This is a genomic window from Bradyrhizobium niftali, from assembly GCF_004571025.1.
GTDB lineage: Bacteria > Pseudomonadota > Alphaproteobacteria > Rhizobiales > Xanthobacteraceae > Bradyrhizobium > Bradyrhizobium niftali.
On the sequence record NZ_SPQT01000017.1, the window covers coordinates 77,713 to 92,599 of the forward strand.

Genomic DNA, 14,887 nt, shown 5'->3' on the forward strand with positions numbered 1-14,887 from the left:
CGCGGTAAGGCGCGACCGCCGCCAAAAGCGGCGGTCGCGCCGCGCATCCTCCGAAGGAGAACCCTCATGTCGGATTCCAATCCCTCCGCGGCATCCGCGTCACATCGCCACTCCTCAGACATTCAGCAGCTCGTAGGCCTGCTCAGCAATTTGATGCCGCTGCTCTTGCGCCTGCAGTCGCAACCGTTCGAGCAGCCGTTCCGAACCATGCCCGGCAACTTCCTGATGCCGAACCCGGTGCTCGATCATCAGGCTGCGGAAAACATGATCGGAGACATGATCGCGGAATCGCTGCGCTCGCTCTCCTCCTATCTCGAGGCCAACGCGGCACAGCATGCGGGCCTGGAAAACTGCGTCTCGATCGTCACCCAGGCAGCCAACAAGTTTACCGAGCGGGATTTTCCGCAGGCCTTCAACCTGATCTATTTCGCCTATCGCGCGATCGAAGCCGCCCGCGCAGCCGATCCCCGCCTTCCGTTACCGCGACAGGCTTCGATCGATCGCACGCAATCTTCTATCCACTGAAATCAACGGAGGCCACGCCATGGCAACAAGTCCAGATGATGCGCGACCGACCTCGAGCGACAATCGACGCAAGCCAGTGCGCACCACTCAATACATGATCGCGCCAGCGGGCGCCGGCATCAGTGCTCAAACGCTGGCCGAACAATTGAATCGGTTCGGCAACATCCTGTGGACCCACGACCAGCGCGGCGTCAGCGGCCCGCCAATTGCGATCGTGCGCATGCCTGACGAAACCGCCGAGGCCCTGCGCCGTTCCACGGGAGGTAGCCTTATCATCGAGCCGGACAGCCATCTGCGAGCAGCATCCTTTGCCGGGCCAACCTCCTCTTTGATCCCGACCACGACGATGACCGCGCTCGGGCCGGACTTGACGGTGACGATCCGGGTCCTCAGTGAAGCCGGAGCGCCTGTGGAACAGGCAATTGTACGGCTCGTTGGCGGGCAGGCGTCAGCTCAAGGACGGACGGACCGTGATGGCAACGTCGATCTTGCGCTGCGCGACGAAGTGCCGGAAACAGTCGCCGCCATTTTCGTCAGCCCACGCTCCGGCCATTGGGGCTTGTGGCAACAGCAGCCCTATATCGAGGCCGATGCGGTGAACACCCTCACCCTGAAACCGTTGCCGCTACCCGGCCGGCTGGATTGGGGCGGCGAAGCGATGCGCTTCGGTCAGGTTCCCGACCACTGCCGTGGAGCCGACGTCAAGATCGCGCTCATCGACAGCGGCGTGACGACCAGCCACAAGCAATTGGCGCACATCAAGCACGGTATCGATGCCCGAAGTGGCGAAGATCGCTTATGGTCGAAGGACGTCACTGGCCACGGCACACCTTGCGCAGGCATCATCAATGCGGCAGCACAGGCAGATTACGGCATCCGCGGCTACGCCCCGGACAGCGAGCTGCATGTTTGCAAGCTTCCCCCAGATGCCCGTTGCAGCGACCTGATCGCGGCGCTCGATGATTGCCTGCAATACGGCATCGACGTGGCGTGCATCGGAGTCGGTTGCGAGCGCGGCTCCGTGCTGGTTGAGCAGCACATTGCCATGGCCAAGCAGCAAGGCGTCAGCATCATCGCTGCCGCCGGCAACTCCGGAGAGGGCATACTGTTTCCGGCCTGTTCTCCGCATGTCGTAGCGGTCGGTGCGGTCGGACAGGTGGGAAGCTTCCCGGAAGACAGTCTCCAGGCGGCGCAGGCCGCAGCCGCCACTGCGGCGGCGGGTGGGTTGTTTGTACCGCCGTTTTCCTGCCGCGGGTCCGAACTCGACCTGTGCGCGCCCGGTGTTGCCGTCATTGCCTGCCAGTCGCCGGACGGCTACGCGGTCTGCGACGGCACCTCGCTTGCAGCGGCTTACGTCGCCGCGCTTGCAGCCTTGATCCTCGCCGACCACGCCGACTTCAAGGGCAGCTTCGCCGCAAAGGATGGCCACCGGGTCGAACGGCTGTTCCAAATTCTGAAGGATACTGCGCAGCCCATTGGCCATCCATGGCAGACCGGGGCCGGGTTGCCGGATGCAGCCCGCGCACTCGGCGTCCGATCCGATCAGCGGCCCCTCGCCATGCCTCTGAATGCCGGATTGCGCGAAATGCGCAACGCTATTCGGCAGCTCGATCGGATTCCATTCAGCGCAAGCCAGGCGATGAGATTCGAGCCGCCGCGCGGCCCGGCCAACGTGACGCGGCTTCCGCTGAATCCGGCCCCTCTGGCGTTCCAGGCTACCGGCGCGGAAACAGCGACGGTGCATGAACTCAGAGCAGCCATGGCGCTCGCGGGTCTAGCGGAAGGACCTTAGGGGATGATCGGGACCCCGCAGTCCTAGAACGTCGCGCCCAAGCCTGCATAAGGGCCCGCGCCGGATGCAGAATTGCGCTGCAAGGGCCGCGACATATGGATGCGGGCGCCCCGGCCAGCCGGCAATGGCTCCCGCGATCAGCGCGAGCGCTTCGGCAGCTTTGGAAGCTTGCTGGGATTGAACGCGGGGACCTGTCCGGCTTGTTCAGGTGCCGGCTGCTGCTGTTCCGTCAGAATGAGCGTTCCCTGCAGGATCATTCCCGGCACTTGTTGTGCCGTCGCCGTGTAAGTCGCGATCTTGCCGGGGCAGTGTCCCTCGATGTCCAGCGTGAGTTCATCATCGATGCCGAAGACCGTCGCACGTCCATCGGTATGACGCTTCGTCAACACGGTTGCGGTGAAGCGATCGCAGTCGACCTTGCAGGAGCCGTGATACGTCATCAGGCTGTCACGGCCCCAGATCTGGCCGTCGGCGACATGGACGATACCGGTCCCCTGATCGAGGGGCGTCTTGTACCACGCCGTGTAGGTGCCATCCTTCAGCATGGGAGGCGTCTCCCTGGTATTCCCCCGCAAACAATCCGCACCATTAGCGCTAAGAAAGCGTTAATCGCGCGGCCCGTGCCAATCCGGTCGGTCCCTGCGCAGCTCGGCTTCAAGGTCCTCGATGATGCTATGAAGCAGACACGCGGCAAGCGGGTCGGTCACTTCCCGTTCCAGATGCCGATAACGCGCGATCCGGGATTCCTGTTCTCTCAACTGGTGCTCTGTCATCAGACGGGCCCTCCGGTAAACCGACGCGGAGACAGCCGAACAGTTTCGTTAAAATTTTCGGATCATTTGCTGTGGTTTCTGAACGGTTAACGCGTGCGGTCGGACGCCGCCATCAGTGCGGCCGCATAGGACGGTTCCCTGGCTGACGGGCTGGGCAGGATGGCCTCCGCCCTGTTGTTGACCGTTGCTCGACATGGGCATCGCTTTCATGCCGCAGGAAATCGTGGCCGACGAGCTCGCAGGCGGCCGGCTGCGCCGCATCCTGAGAGGCCCGAGCGAATGCCTGACCTCACGGCACGTCGCCGGCCTTGCGACTCCCGCCGATGCTGTGCGGCTTGTTGAGGAAGAACTCCCGATTGCCGAGAGCCGCCTCCGCATACTGATCGATCGCGACCTGGATGGCCTCGATGTGCATCCGGCACCAGCCTTCGTAACATGACAGGCGCCGCGCATGATCGAGCGCCTTCAGGAATTCCGGCGGCTCTTGCATGTCGGAGAAGTAGGTCGGCCTCTCGCCCTTCATGCCTGTGCCACCTCTCGCGGCGGGACAAGACGGCGCTTCTCGACATGGCCGCGCGGCGGCGTTGGCCGCCGGCGGGGAATGAAGAGGCTGGCGACGACAATCGGGTCGGTGTCACCAAGCGCGGCCCGCTCCTGGACAAGCCCGCTCATCACGGTGCGCATCTTCATGACCTCGTGGGCCACGAAAGTGCAGTCCTCGTCCCGGTTGATCTGTTCATGCATGATCGCTTCGGCCTCACGCATGCTGACACGTAACGCTCTGATGACTCTGCGGATTTCATTGATGCGGTTGTCCATGGCTCGCTCCTTGGCTGGACGGCCAGCATAAGAACAAATCATGAACATTGTGTCAATCGGCCTAAGGTAGAACGGGCCGATGCCGACACCCATGACAGGCTGGGCGACAGGTAGATCCGCTTCGCCGCGCCGAGCTCAGAACGTCACCCGCATCCCCGCATAGAACGCGCGCGGCCTTGCCGGGCTCAGCGAGCGCGGGTCGGTGAAGGCGTTGCCGCCATTGGTGAAGTTGGGCACGGCACCAGTGTCGAAGAACTGTCCGTAGGTCGCGTAGCGCTTGTCGAAGATGTTGTCGACCTTGCCGTAGAGCTGGATGTTCTTGGTGACCTGGTACGAGGTGTGGAGATTGAACACCGTATAGGACGGCAGTTTCGTGTATTGGTTGGACTCGTCGCCGACGAGATACTGGCCGGAGACGAACAGCGCATTGCCGCCGACTTTCCAGACGTCGGTGACGTTGTAGTCGACGCCCAGCTTGACGCGGTGGCGCGGGATCGCCGGGATCTGGTTGCCGGGCGAGACGTGGATGGTCTCGGTCACAGGGTCCCTGAACGGGCTCTCCGAGCCGAGTTCGAGCGCGTCGAGGAAGCGTGCGTAGACGAAAGCATAGCTCGCCTGGAATTGCAGAGTGGGCGACTTGATGTTGACCTCGGCCTCGAGGCCTTGCCGCCTGGTCCGGCCGACATTGGAGAAGTAGCCGAAGCCGGTGCGTCCGACCGCAGGAACGGCGACGATGTCGTCATAATTGGTGGCACGGAAGCCGCCGATCTTCCATCCGAGCGTGCCGATGTTCAGCTCCTTGCTGCCGCGCAGGCCCGCTTCCACGGTCTTGGACACGACCTGCTTCAATGGCGGATCCGAGACGAGAAACGCCGCGATCAGACAGGGACGGATTGGATCGGCGCAGCCGAGCTCGAGCGGCGTCGGCACGCGATTGGCCTCGGAATAGCCGGCATAGGCGGTCAGCTCGGGCGTGATCTTGTAGGTGCCGCCGATCACCGGATTGAAGCGGGTGAAGGTGTGATCGCCGTTGAGATCGGTGCCGAGCTGGTCCTCCAGCGTGATGCGCGCCACGTTGAAGCGGCCGCCGCCGGTGACGGCGAAGGCATCGGTGATGTTGAACGTGTCCATCGCGTACAGGCCGTTATATTGGTTGACGGTCCGCAGCGAGACGGGACCGGCAACGGGGGCTGGCGTGCCGGTCGCGCCAAGGAAGACGCCGCTGCCGCTGACGACGTAGTTTTCTCCGATCGAACCGATCTCGGCGGTGGCGTCGTAGCGCGTGACGCTGGCGTCATAGGTTGCGCCCACCACGAAGCGGTTGTCGTGCCCGAGCAGCTGATCGGTGTTGGTGGCCTGCCCCGACACGCCGAAGGTGATCGACCGTATCGAGCTGCGGTCGATCTCGCCGAGGATGGTCCCCGAAGGAAACGGATTGGCAAGCTGCACGCCGTTCGTGCCATTCGCCGGCGTCGTATCGTCGCCGAAGCACAGCAGACCGGCGATCGCGCATTCCTGCACGTCGGTCGGGTTGCCATCGACCAGCTTCTGCTCGTACCGGCGCACATGGGCGGTGCCTTCGAGCGTCCAGGTCGGCGTCGCATCGACCTTGCCGGTAAGGTTCAGATAGCCGACGCGGTTGGAGGTGGTCTGCGGCGTCGTGTAGGTCGCGCCCCAATATTTGTCGAGCAACTCGGCCGGAACGGTGGCGCTGGCGCCGAAATCGTTCTTGGCCACCCCCATGTTGGCGTGGAATTCGCTGTCGCCGGCCTTGTAGCCGACATCGCCGTAGAAGCGCCGCACGGTTGATTGCGAGAAGTTGCGGAAACCATTATCGCGCAGGCCTTCGAGCGCGGCGTAGACGCCGTAATTCTTGTCGATCTGCTTGCCCCATTGCGCCGCGCCCTGGATGCGGCCGAACGAGCCGCCCATGACGTCGAGCTCGGCGCCCTGATAGGTGAAGCCGTCCTTCATTTGCAGGTTGAGCGCGCCGCCCAGCGCATTGAGGCCGAAGGCGGGGTTGTTGGTCACGAGCGTCACCGACCTAATCGCGGCGGTCGGGATCAGGTCCCAGTTGACGGCGTCCGAGAAGGCTTCGTTGATGCGGACGCCGTTCTGGTACACGGCAAGGCCCTGCGGCGTGCCCGTCACCGGCGAGGCGACGAAGCCGCGGAATTCGACATCCGGCTGAAACGGATTGCCGGTGACTTCGGTGATGTTGACGCCGGCGATGTTGTCGCGCAGCGCGTCGGTGACGTTGAGCGAGCCGGTTCGCTTGATCTGGTTGGCATCGACCGCGTTGATCGCCGACGGAACCTTGTCGACATCGAGACCCCTGCCGGTGCCCGGCGCGGTCGGGTAGACGTAGATGCGTGTCTTGGGGCGGTTCGACGACGATGCCCCCGCTTGCGCCACCGGCCGCGACGACACGTTGCGCCTTGTCGTCGCGGGCGGCGGTGCCGTCACCTCGACCGGCGGCAGGTTCTGAACGTTGGTCTCCTCGTCCTGGGCGGCCCCGGCAGGGCCCGCAAAGACCAGGCCCGACAGCAGCCCCGTCGAAACCGAGGCCATCCACAAACGACGCTTGAACCAAAGACGCGTGCCCATCCCAGCCTTCCCATCCGTGACCGCCGGCTGTTTTGATTTTTCGCCGTTTGGTCGAGACGAGTGTATTCGGCGGCAGCTCACGCGCCAGCCACAAAAGATCGGGCGATATCCGCACCCGTTTTCCCGACGAAATCGGGAATTTTTCCCGATCAGGTCGCCGCCGTCGGCACCAGCGCCTCGACGGTCAAGCCGCCGTCGCCGGAGACGACGTTGAGCGTGCCGCCCAGCGCCAGAATCCGCTCGCGCATGCCGACGAGGCCGAAGCCCAGCTTCTGGCCCGGCTCCATGCCGCGGCCATTGTCGCTGACCCGCACCCGGGCACAGCAGCGGCCATCGCGCGTGAGCTGCTCTGCCGGCTCGATGACGACATTGACCGCCGTCGCGCCGGCATGGCGGAACACGTTGGTGAGCGCCTCCTGCACGACGCGGTAGATGGTGAGGTCGGCGGTCTCTCCGGTCGCCCCGAGCCCGGACGAGATCGTGGTCTGGATCGTGACGTCGGGATGCGACTCCCGCCACAGCCGCGACAGCGATTCGAGGGCCTGGTCGAGGCCGAGTTCGGCGAGGCCGACGGGACGCAGCCGCTCCAGCACGCGGCGGGTGAACTGCTGCAGCGCGTTGATCTGCTCCAGCAAGGCGCTGCCGTGCTTGCGCACCGCCTCCGCGCTCGGCGCCCGCCCGTCCGCGAGCTTCGCCAGCGCGCTGGCATGCGCGCGAAGCGAGAACAGATACGGCCCGAACTCGTCATGCAGCTCGCGCGCGATCTCCTTGCGCTCCACGTCCTGGAGCGACACCGCGCGCTCGGCAAGGCGCCGCTTGTCCTCGACCGCCTCACCGAGCGTTGCCGCAAGATGGTTGAGCTTGGTGCAGATCGCCGCGAGCTCGGGCGCGCCGCCCGGCGCGACGCGCGCCTCATAGTGCCCGCCCTCGAGCTCGGTCATCGCCTCCGCCAGCGACTGGAGCGGCGCCAGCGCCCGGCCGACCACATTCATCATCACCAGGAACAGCGCGAGCGCGATCACCGAGCCGACCTCGAGCTGGGTCACGATGCCGTCCCAGATCTCGGCGATCTCGTCGTCCGGATGCGAGGTGATCCGCAGCGAGCCGGGCCTGCCATGGATCGAGACGGGCACGCTGACCGCGGTCTGCTCGGGATGAACCAGGCTGACGAACCAGGCCGGCGGCCCGCGCGTATCGTCATCGGCGTCGGGCCGGGGTGGCGTCAGCGGGTTCCCGCCGGAATCGTGAAGCGCGATGCTGACATGGCGCAGCCGGCTGAGATCGCGCGCGATCTGGTTCAGCCTCGCATCCGGATCGGGCGCCTCGTTCAGGTCCGCGACGATCATCTCGATGAATTCGCGCGCGAGCCGGATCACGCTCTGGTCCTCGGCCTGCACCCGCGGCCCCGCCTCCGTGACCTGGCGGCCGATGTTGACGGCGAGCCCCAGCGCCAGCAAAAGCGCCAGCAGCAGGTTGATGCGCGCGCGCAAGGATAGATTTTGCCACATTGGTGTCGCCTGTGCCTCGCGAAGCCTGGCCCGCACCTGTCCGATGACGTTGACAGAGGCGAAGCGCCCGATATCTAATCGAAAGCGTACAGCAATCCCGGCCGGGTTGCATGAGGCGACATGAGACGCGCGTGGTTCTCCTGTCCGGTATCATGCGGCGCAAAACAGGCAGGTTCTATCACGGGGAACGCGCTGTCGCGGGGAACGCCTATGCGCATTCTGATCGTCGACGATCATCCCATCGTGGCCTCCGGCTGCCGTGCCGTGCTGGCCGACGAGGGCGAGATCGAGATCCTGGAGGCCGCCGACGCCGAAGACGGCGAGTGCGTCTTCATCGTCGAGCGCCCCGACCTCTGCGTCATCGACATCAACCTGCCGACCGTCTCCGGCTTCGAGCTGGCGCGCCGCATCCTCGAGCGCGCGCCCGAGGCCCGCATCATCATGTTCAGCATGAACGACGACCCCGCTTTCGCCGCGCGCGCGATCGAGTGCGGCGCCAAGGGCTACGTCTCCAAGACCGGCGACCCCGACGATCTCGTCGAGGCGATCCGCACCGTCGGAGGCGGAGGCACTTACCTTCCGAGCGCGATCGCGCGCAGCATCGCCTTCGCAGGGCCGGCGCTGGCGCAAAGCCCGCTGTCCAAGCTGAACGCGCGCGAGATGGAGATCCTGCGGCTGCTCAGCGCCGGAAAGAGCCTGTCCGAGATCGCCTGGCTGGTGCAGTCGTCCTACAAGACGGTCGCCAACACCTCGTCGATCATGCGCCAGAAGCTCGGGGTCAAGACCTCGGTCGAGCTGGTGCGGCTGGCGATCGACAGCGGCGTCGCCTGACGCGCGGGCGGCCGCCACACATTCGGTCACACGAGCGTTGCAATGTTGATGTGGTTAAGTGCCACTGGAGCTTAGGGCATGACGATTCAGACTGTCTCGACCAACAAATCCTACGGCGGCGTGCAGGGCGTGTACCGCCATGCGAGCCAGGCGACCGGAACCGACATGGTGTTCTCGGTCTACGTTCCCCCGCATGCGGACGGCGCCAAGCTTCCCGTGGTCTGGTATCTGTCCGGCCTCACCTGCACGCATGCCAACGTCACCGAGAAGGGTGAATTCCGCAAAGCCTGCGCCGAGCTCGGCCTGATCTTCGTCGCGCCCGACACCTCACCGCGCGGGCCGGACGTCCCGGGCGATCCCAACAATGCCTATGATTTCGGCCTGGGCGCCGGCTTCTATGTCGACGCGACGCAGGAGCCGTTCGCACGCAACTATCGCATGTGGAGCTACGTCACCGCCGAGCTGCCGAAGCTGGTCGCCGAGAACTTTCCGGTCGATGCCAGGCGGCAGTCGGTGATGGGCCATTCGATGGGCGGCCACGGTGCGCTGACGGTGGCGCTGCGCAATCCGCACCGCTATCGCGCCGCGAGCGCGTTCGCGCCGATCGTGGCACCGTCGCAGGTGCCCTGGGGCATCAAGGCGCTGACCGGCTATCTCGGGCCGAACAAGGACAATTGGCGCGGTCACGACACCGTGGCGCTGATCGAGGACGGCGCGAAATTCTCGGGCTTCCTGGTCGACGTCGGCGATGCCGACAATTTCCTGAAGGAGCAGCTCAAGCCGGAGCTGCTGCAAGCCGCCTGCACGAAAGCGAGCATCCCGCTGACGCTGCGACGGCAGGCCGGCTACGACCACAGCTATTATTTCATCTCGACCTTCATGGGCGATCATCTCAACTGGCATGCGGAGAGATTGAAGGGGTGATGTCTTCTCCCTCTCCCCGCTTGCGGGGAGAGGGAGAAGATCTCACGGCCTGCCGTAATTCGGCGCCAGCAAACGGTTGCGGATCAGGTAGCTCATCGTGCGCGTCCAGGATTCGTCGGTGTTGCCGCGCATGTCGGCGCTCGCCGCCGTGATCATGGCGCCGGTCTTGACGTCGCGCAGGTAGATGTTGAGGTTGATGATCAGGTTCGAGACCTTCTGCACCATGCCGGTGATCTCCAGGTCGGCACCCAGCTGCCCGGCGAGCTTGAGGTCGCAGCCGCCGCAGGCCTGCAGATTGGCGCGACGGGCGGCGTCCCTGACCGGCGCGATGTCGAGCACCTGGAACCGGCCGGAATCAGCCAGCTCCTTGCGCAGCTGCTCGCTGATGCGATCGAGCCGTACCAGCTCCGGCTTGGAGCCGTAGAACTCGCCGGGCAGGCTGGTGTCGATCAGCTCGAAATCGAACACGGCGAGCTTCGGCGGATCGGCGAGCGCGACCGAGCCCGTCAACAGCAAAGCGGCGAAACACAGCAGCGCTCGCATGATCGTGATTCCGCGTCCTCGCGTCGCGAGGACGAAATGCGGGGTTGCATGGCCTGACAAATCGGTCATGCTTTAGCAGAGACAATTCTCCATCGGCGGTCAAGCCGGGGAGGACGTTTGGAGGAAACATGATCCGATGGTTGGTCGGCCTGATCGGCCTGGGTCTTGCTGCGACGAGCGCGTCCGCGGCCGACCCTGTCATGATCGGCGTCGGCTATCTCGGAATCGCCGGCACCAGATCGACGCTGTCGCTGGTCGAGCAGCCCACGGAGAATGACGGCGTTGCGGGCGCGCGCCTCGCCATCGAGGACAACAACACGACGGGAAAATTGCTGGGCCAGCGCTTTGCGCTGGAGGAGCGCCGCATCAGGGAAGGCGAAGATCCGGTCCAGGCTGCGACTGCGCTTGCCGAGAAAAACGGCTTCATCATCGCCGACCTGCCTGCCGACGCGCTGCTGAAGGTCTCGGATGCCTTGCGCGATCGCGGCACGCTGCTGTTCAACGCGGGGGCGATCGACGAGCGGCTGCGCGAGGCCGATTGCCGCGCCAATGTCATCCACACTGCGCCGACGCGCGCGATGCTGGCCGATGCGCTCGGCCAGTATCTGGTGTGGAAGCAGTGGAAGCGCTGGCTGCTGGTGGTCGGCTCGCACGACGAGGACAAGCTGTTCGCCGACGCGCTGAGGCGCACCGCCACGCGGTTCGGCGCCAAGATCGTGCAGGAGCGCACGTTTGAAGACGCCGGCGGTGCGCGCCGCACCGACTCGGGCGTGACGCTGATCCAGCGCCAGATGCCGGTGTTCACGCAGCAGGCGCCGGCTTACGACGTGCTGGTCGCCGCCGACGAGAGCGAGGTGTTCGGCGCCTACCTGCCCTACCGCACCTGGGATCCGCGGCCCGTGGCGGGCTCGGCGGGCCTCGTGCCGCGCAGCTGGGACGCCGCGCAGGACCAATGGGGCGCGATCCAGATGCAGAACCGTTTCATCAAGCTGAATTCGCGGCGGATGACGGCGCTCGACATGCAGGCCTGGACGGCGGTGCGCATGATCGGCGAAGCCACCTCGCGCACCAATTCCGGCGATGTGAAAAAGGTCGCCGATTTCATCAAGGGGCCGGATTTTTCCGTCGCCGCCTTCAAGGGCACGCGGCTGACGCTGCGTGACTGGAATCTCCAGCTGCGCCAGCCGATCCTGCTGGTCGACGGCCGCATGGTGGTGTCAGTGTCGCCGCAGGAAGGTTTTCTGCACCAGGTCTCCGAGCTCGACACGCTCGGCTATGACCGTCCGGAGAGCAAATGCAAATTGAAGTGAGGACACGGATGTCGCGCACGTGGCGTGTTGGGCTTCTCTCCGGACTGGCGCTTGCGGCGGCGCCTGCGCATGCCTTCATCGCCTATGTCTCGAACGAGAAGAGCAACACGGTCTCGGTGATCGACACCGACAGCTGGACGGTGACCAAGACCATCAAGGTCGGCCAGCGCCCGCGCGGCATCGACTTCACCCGCGACGGCAAGTTCGTGATGGTCGCGGTCGGCGACGACGACACCATCCAGGTGATCGACGCCAAGACGCAGAGCATCGTGGACAGCCTGCCCTCCGGCCCCGACCCCGAATTGTTCGCGCAGGATGCCGCCGGCAAGATCCTCTATGTCGCCAACGAGAACGACAACACCGTGACCGTGATCGATCTCGAAAAGCGCGCCCGCCTCGGCGACATCCAGGTCGGCGTCGAGCCCGAGGGCATGACCATCAGCCCCGACGGGAAGATGCTGATCAACACGTCCGAGACGACCAACATGGCGCATTTCATCGACACCACCTCGCGCCAGATCGTCGCCAACGTGCTGGTCGACGCGCGGCCGCGCTTTGCCGAGTTCAAGCACGACGCGTCCGAATTGTGGGTGTCCTCAGAGATCGGCGGTACGGTCTCGATCATCGATCCCAGGAAGCACGAGGTGATCGGCAAGGTCACGTTCGAGATTCCGGGCCTGCGGAAAGAGGCCATCCAGCCGGTCGGCATCGGCATGACCAGGGACGACAAGACCGCCTTCGTCGCACTCGGTCCCGCCAACCGTATCGCCGTGGTCGATGTCGCCTCGCGCAAGGTGACGAAATACCTGCTGGTCGGGCAGCGGGTCTGGCACATGGCGTTCACGCCGGACGAAAAATACCTGCTCACCACCAACGGCGTGTCGAACGATGTTTCCGTGATCGACGTCGCCGCGCAAAAGGTGATCAAGACCATTCAGGTGGGCGAACTGCCCTGGGGCATCACGATCGCGCCATGACCAGTCCCGCTCCCATCGCCGAACCACGCGAGAGCGCGCCGAAGCTAGATCCGGCGGCGGTGCCGGCGCTGTCGATCGACGCTGTCAGCCACGCCTATGGCCAGCGCCGGGCGCTGATGGACGTCTCCTTCAACGTGCAGCCCGCGAGCTTCACCGCGCTGCTCGGCCTCAACGGTGCCGGCAAGAGCACGCTGTTCTCGCTCATCACGCGGCTGTTCGGCATCCAGTCCGGCCGCGTCGGCATTTTCGGTCACGACGTCAGCAAGAGCCCCGGCGAGGCGCTGCGGCTGCTCGGCGTCGTGTTCCAGCCGCGCACGCTCGATCTCGATCTGTCGCTGACGCAGAACCTGCTCTATCACGCAGCCCTGCACGGCATCAGCCGCCGCGAGGCCGCCGCGCGCAGCGCCGAGCTGCTCGGCCGCATCGGCCTCTCCGAGCGCGCCGGCAGCAAGGTGCGCGATCTCTCCGGCGGCCAGATGCGGCGGCTCGAGATCGCACGCGCGCTGCTGCACCGGCCGCGCCTGTTGCTGCTGGACGAGCCGACCGTCGGCCTCGACGTCAAAGCGCGCGCCGACATCATCAGCCACGTCCGCCAGCTCGTCACCGAGCAGGGCATCGGCGTGCTCTGGGCCACGCATCTGTTCGACGAGATCATGGCCGGGGACGATCTCGTGGTGCTGCACCAGGGCAAGGTGCTGGCGCAGGGGCCGATGAGCCGCGTCGTCACCGAAGCCGGCGCACAGGACGTCAACACCGCCTTCATGCGCCTGACCGGCGCGCAAGTCATGCCGGGAGGCGGCGCATGAGCAGCATCACCACCCGCGAGGCGCCGCGCGGCTTCTCGTTCGCCGAGTACATGACCTGCCTCACCGGCATTGTCTGGCGCGAGGGCCTGCGCTTCCTGCATCAGCGCGAACGCTTCGTCTCGGCGCTGGTGCGCCCCTTGGTGTGGCTGTTCATCTTCGCCGCCGGCTTCCGCCAGGTGCTCGGCATCTCCATCATCCCGCCCTACGAGACCTACATCCTCTACGAGGTCTATATCGCGCCGGGGCTGATGGCGATGATCCAGCTCTTCAACGGCATGCAGTCCTCGCTCTCGATGGTCTATGACCGCGAGATGGGCAATATGCGCACGCTGCTCGTGAGCCCGCTGCCGCGCGGCTTCCTGTTGTTCTGCAAGCTGCTCGCGGGCACCGCGGTGTCGCTGCTCCAGGTCTATGCGTTCCTCCTGATCGCGTGGTTCTGGGACATCACCCCGCCATCATCCGGCTACCTCACCGTGCTGCCCGCGCTGATCCTGTCCGGACTGATGCTGGGCTCGCTCGGCATGCTGATCTCCTCCGGCATCAAGCAGCTGGAGAACTTCGCCGGCGTGATGAACTTCGTGATCTTCCCGATGTTCTTTGCATCGTCGGCGCTCTACCCGCTCTGGCGGGTGCAGGAGGGCAGCCCGTATCTGTACTATCTCTGCGAGGCCAATCCGTTCACCCATGCGGTCGAGCTGATCCGTTTCGCGCTGTACGGACAGGTCAACTGGATCTCGCTGGCGGTGGTTGCGAGCTGCACAATCGTCTTCATGATCGGTGCGATTCTGGCCTATGATCCCTCGCGCGGGCTGGCGCGACGGGGCCCTGCGGGAGGCGAAGGATGAAGGTTCGGATCGTGACCATGGCCGTTCTGGCGCTCGCCGCCACGGGGACGGCCGCGCACGCGGCCGATCCGCGCTATCCGGACTGGCCCTGCACGCAGGCGAAAGTGCCGGAGATCTCGCTCGCCGCGGTCTGGGCTGGGCCTGCGCTCGACGATGTCCAGACCAAGTGGAAGGACGATGCCAAGGTCAGCGCGCTGGTCTCAAAGCTGTCGGCGCGCAAGACGCCGCTGGACGAGGCCGAGAAATCGGTGAAGGAATTCCTGGCCGGCTCCGCCACCGACAAGACCACGAACGCAAAGCTCCTCTTCGCCGGCCTGTTCGAGACCCTGAACGCCCAGCGCGCCCAGGTCATGATCGGGCTCGAACGTGTCAGCCGCAAGCAGCGCGACGCCGCCGACAAGATCCGCGAGGAAACGCTGGCGCTCCAGGCCCTCCAGGGGGTGACACCGCGCGACGAGGCCAAGGTCGAGGCGCTCAGCAACGAGCTGATCTGGAAGACGCGCATTTTCGAGGACCGCCACAAGGTGGTGCGGTTCGTGTGCGAGGTTCCGACCTCGATCGACCAGCGCCTGTTCGCGCTCGGCCGCGTGATCCAGCAGGAATTGGAATAGCGTCAATCTCGCTGAC

General features: G+C 65.1%; 16 protein-coding genes. 9 read left to right on the forward strand and 7 right to left on the reverse strand.

What is annotated here, in order from left to right:
• Positions 1 to 66 precede the first annotated feature (66 nt).
• Positions 67 to 525 (forward strand): hypothetical protein, encoded by a 459-nt coding sequence (locus E4K65_RS26820; RefSeq protein WP_135176669.1) that lies wholly within the window; start codon positions 67 to 69, stop codon positions 523 to 525.
• Positions 526 to 544: 19 nt separating this feature from the next.
• The gene (locus E4K65_RS26825) at positions 545 to 2,317 is read left to right on the forward strand and encodes a S8 family serine peptidase (RefSeq protein WP_135176670.1); all 1,773 of its coding nucleotides are present in this window, start codon (positions 545 to 547) and stop codon (positions 2,315 to 2,317) included.
• Between the two features lie 137 nt (positions 2,318 to 2,454).
• Here E4K65_RS26825 and E4K65_RS26830 read toward each other — a convergent pair whose 3' ends face one another.
• From E4K65_RS26830 to E4K65_RS26845, 6 genes are all read right to left on the reverse strand, one after another.
• Positions 2,455 to 2,862, reverse strand: a complete 408-nt coding sequence (locus E4K65_RS26830; protein WP_135176671.1) for a hypothetical protein — start codon at positions 2,860 to 2,862, stop codon at positions 2,455 to 2,457.
• Positions 2,863 to 2,922: 60 nt separating this feature from the next.
• Positions 2,923 to 3,090: a hypothetical protein gene (locus E4K65_RS47530; RefSeq protein ID WP_165448169.1), complete on the reverse strand. Its 168-nt coding sequence runs from the start codon at positions 3,088 to 3,090 to the stop codon at positions 2,923 to 2,925.
• A gap of 289 nt (positions 3,091 to 3,379) precedes the next feature.
• Entirely contained in the window at positions 3,380 to 3,613 is a 234-nt protein-coding gene (locus E4K65_RS47535) for a hypothetical protein (RefSeq protein ID WP_027546492.1), read from the reverse strand.
• Complete coding sequence (locus E4K65_RS47540; protein WP_027546491.1) at positions 3,610 to 3,909, reverse strand: hypothetical protein; 300 nt, start codon at positions 3,907 to 3,909, stop codon at positions 3,610 to 3,612. The genes E4K65_RS47535 and E4K65_RS47540 overlap by 4 nt, the downstream gene beginning before the upstream one ends.
• A 135-nt stretch (positions 3,910 to 4,044) precedes the next feature.
• A complete protein-coding gene (locus E4K65_RS26840; protein WP_135176672.1) occupies positions 4,045 to 6,516 on the reverse strand; it encodes a TonB-dependent receptor in 2,472 nt (823 codons plus the stop codon).
• A gap of 149 nt (positions 6,517 to 6,665) precedes the next feature.
• Positions 6,666 to 8,024: a histidine kinase gene (locus E4K65_RS26845; protein ID WP_167771177.1), complete on the reverse strand. Its 1,359-nt coding sequence runs from the start codon at positions 8,022 to 8,024 to the stop codon at positions 6,666 to 6,668.
• A gap of 210 nt (positions 8,025 to 8,234) precedes the next feature.
• Here E4K65_RS26845 and E4K65_RS26850 point away from each other — a divergent pair, with 210 nt between their 5' ends.
• Positions 8,235 to 8,855, forward strand: a complete 621-nt coding sequence (locus E4K65_RS26850; RefSeq protein WP_092188016.1) for a response regulator — start codon at positions 8,235 to 8,237, stop codon at positions 8,853 to 8,855.
• Positions 8,856 to 8,933: 78 nt separating this feature from the next.
• A complete protein-coding gene (gene fghA, locus E4K65_RS26855) occupies positions 8,934 to 9,779 on the forward strand; it encodes an S-formylglutathione hydrolase (protein WP_135176674.1) in 846 nt (281 codons plus the stop codon).
• Positions 9,780 to 9,821: 42 nt separating this feature from the next.
• Here the strand turns inward: fghA and E4K65_RS26860 are convergent, their stop codons facing one another.
• Positions 9,822 to 10,391: a DUF3280 domain-containing protein gene (locus E4K65_RS26860; protein ID WP_135176675.1), complete on the reverse strand. Its 570-nt coding sequence runs from the start codon at positions 10,389 to 10,391 to the stop codon at positions 9,822 to 9,824.
• Positions 10,392 to 10,450: 59 nt separating this feature from the next.
• On the opposite strand from E4K65_RS26860, the gene E4K65_RS26865 reads away from it, so the two are divergent.
• The 5 genes from E4K65_RS26865 to E4K65_RS26885 are packed head-to-tail and all read left to right on the forward strand — an operon-like array spanning position 10,451 to position 14,871.
• Positions 10,451 to 11,632: an ABC transporter substrate-binding protein gene (locus tag E4K65_RS26865; protein ID WP_135176676.1), complete on the forward strand. Its 1,182-nt coding sequence runs from the start codon at positions 10,451 to 10,453 to the stop codon at positions 11,630 to 11,632.
• A gap of 8 nt (positions 11,633 to 11,640) precedes the next feature.
• Positions 11,641 to 12,609 carry a YVTN family beta-propeller repeat protein gene (locus E4K65_RS26870; protein ID WP_167771179.1) on the forward strand — a complete coding sequence of 323 codons (969 nt, stop codon included), beginning with the start codon at positions 11,641 to 11,643 and terminating at the stop codon, positions 12,607 to 12,609.
• The gene (locus E4K65_RS26875; protein WP_135176678.1) at positions 12,606 to 13,415 is read left to right on the forward strand and encodes an ABC transporter ATP-binding protein; all 810 of its coding nucleotides are present in this window, start codon (positions 12,606 to 12,608) and stop codon (positions 13,413 to 13,415) included. Before E4K65_RS26870 ends, E4K65_RS26875 begins: the two co-directional genes overlap by 4 nt.
• Positions 13,412 to 14,260, forward strand: coding sequence for an ABC transporter permease (locus E4K65_RS26880; protein WP_135176679.1), 849 nt, complete (start codon positions 13,412 to 13,414; stop codon positions 14,258 to 14,260). Before E4K65_RS26875 ends, E4K65_RS26880 begins: the two co-directional genes overlap by 4 nt.
• Positions 14,257 to 14,871, forward strand: a complete 615-nt coding sequence (locus E4K65_RS26885) for a hypothetical protein (protein ID WP_135176680.1) — start codon at positions 14,257 to 14,259, stop codon at positions 14,869 to 14,871. Before E4K65_RS26880 ends, E4K65_RS26885 begins: the two co-directional genes overlap by 4 nt.
• Positions 14,872 to 14,887 lie beyond the last annotated feature (16 nt).

Bases quoted from the DNA above. Each gene is read 5' to 3' on its own strand.
- E4K65_RS26820 (WP_135176669.1), top strand. From the start codon at position 67: ATGTCGGATTCCAATCCCTCCGCGGCATCCGCGTCACATCGCCACTCC.
- E4K65_RS26825 (WP_135176670.1), top strand. From the start codon at position 545: ATGGCAACAAGTCCAGATGATGCGCGACCGACCTCGAGCGACAATCGA.
- E4K65_RS26830 (WP_135176671.1), bottom strand. From the start codon at position 2,862: ATGCTGAAGGATGGCACCTACACGGCGTGGTACAAGACGCCCCTCGAT.
- E4K65_RS47530 (WP_165448169.1), bottom strand. From the start codon at position 3,090: ATGACAGAGCACCAGTTGAGAGAACAGGAATCCCGGATCGCGCGTTAT.
- E4K65_RS47535 (WP_027546492.1), bottom strand. From the start codon at position 3,613: ATGAAGGGCGAGAGGCCGACCTACTTCTCCGACATGCAAGAGCCGCCG.
- E4K65_RS47540 (WP_027546491.1), bottom strand. From the start codon at position 3,909: ATGGACAACCGCATCAATGAAATCCGCAGAGTCATCAGAGCGTTACGT.
- E4K65_RS26840 (WP_135176672.1), bottom strand. From the start codon at position 6,516: ATGGGCACGCGTCTTTGGTTCAAGCGTCGTTTGTGGATGGCCTCGGTT.
- E4K65_RS26845 (WP_167771177.1), bottom strand. From the start codon at position 8,024: ATGTGGCAAAATCTATCCTTGCGCGCGCGCATCAACCTGCTGCTGGCG.
- E4K65_RS26850 (WP_092188016.1), top strand. From the start codon at position 8,235: ATGCGCATTCTGATCGTCGACGATCATCCCATCGTGGCCTCCGGCTGC.
- fghA (WP_135176674.1), top strand. From the start codon at position 8,934: ATGACGATTCAGACTGTCTCGACCAACAAATCCTACGGCGGCGTGCAG.
- E4K65_RS26860 (WP_135176675.1), bottom strand. From the start codon at position 10,391: ATGACCGATTTGTCAGGCCATGCAACCCCGCATTTCGTCCTCGCGACG.
- E4K65_RS26865 (WP_135176676.1), top strand. From the start codon at position 10,451: ATGATCCGATGGTTGGTCGGCCTGATCGGCCTGGGTCTTGCTGCGACG.
- E4K65_RS26870 (WP_167771179.1), top strand. From the start codon at position 11,641: ATGTCGCGCACGTGGCGTGTTGGGCTTCTCTCCGGACTGGCGCTTGCG.
- E4K65_RS26875 (WP_135176678.1), top strand. From the start codon at position 12,606: ATGACCAGTCCCGCTCCCATCGCCGAACCACGCGAGAGCGCGCCGAAG.
- E4K65_RS26880 (WP_135176679.1), top strand. From the start codon at position 13,412: ATGAGCAGCATCACCACCCGCGAGGCGCCGCGCGGCTTCTCGTTCGCC.
- E4K65_RS26885 (WP_135176680.1), top strand. From the start codon at position 14,257: ATGAAGGTTCGGATCGTGACCATGGCCGTTCTGGCGCTCGCCGCCACG.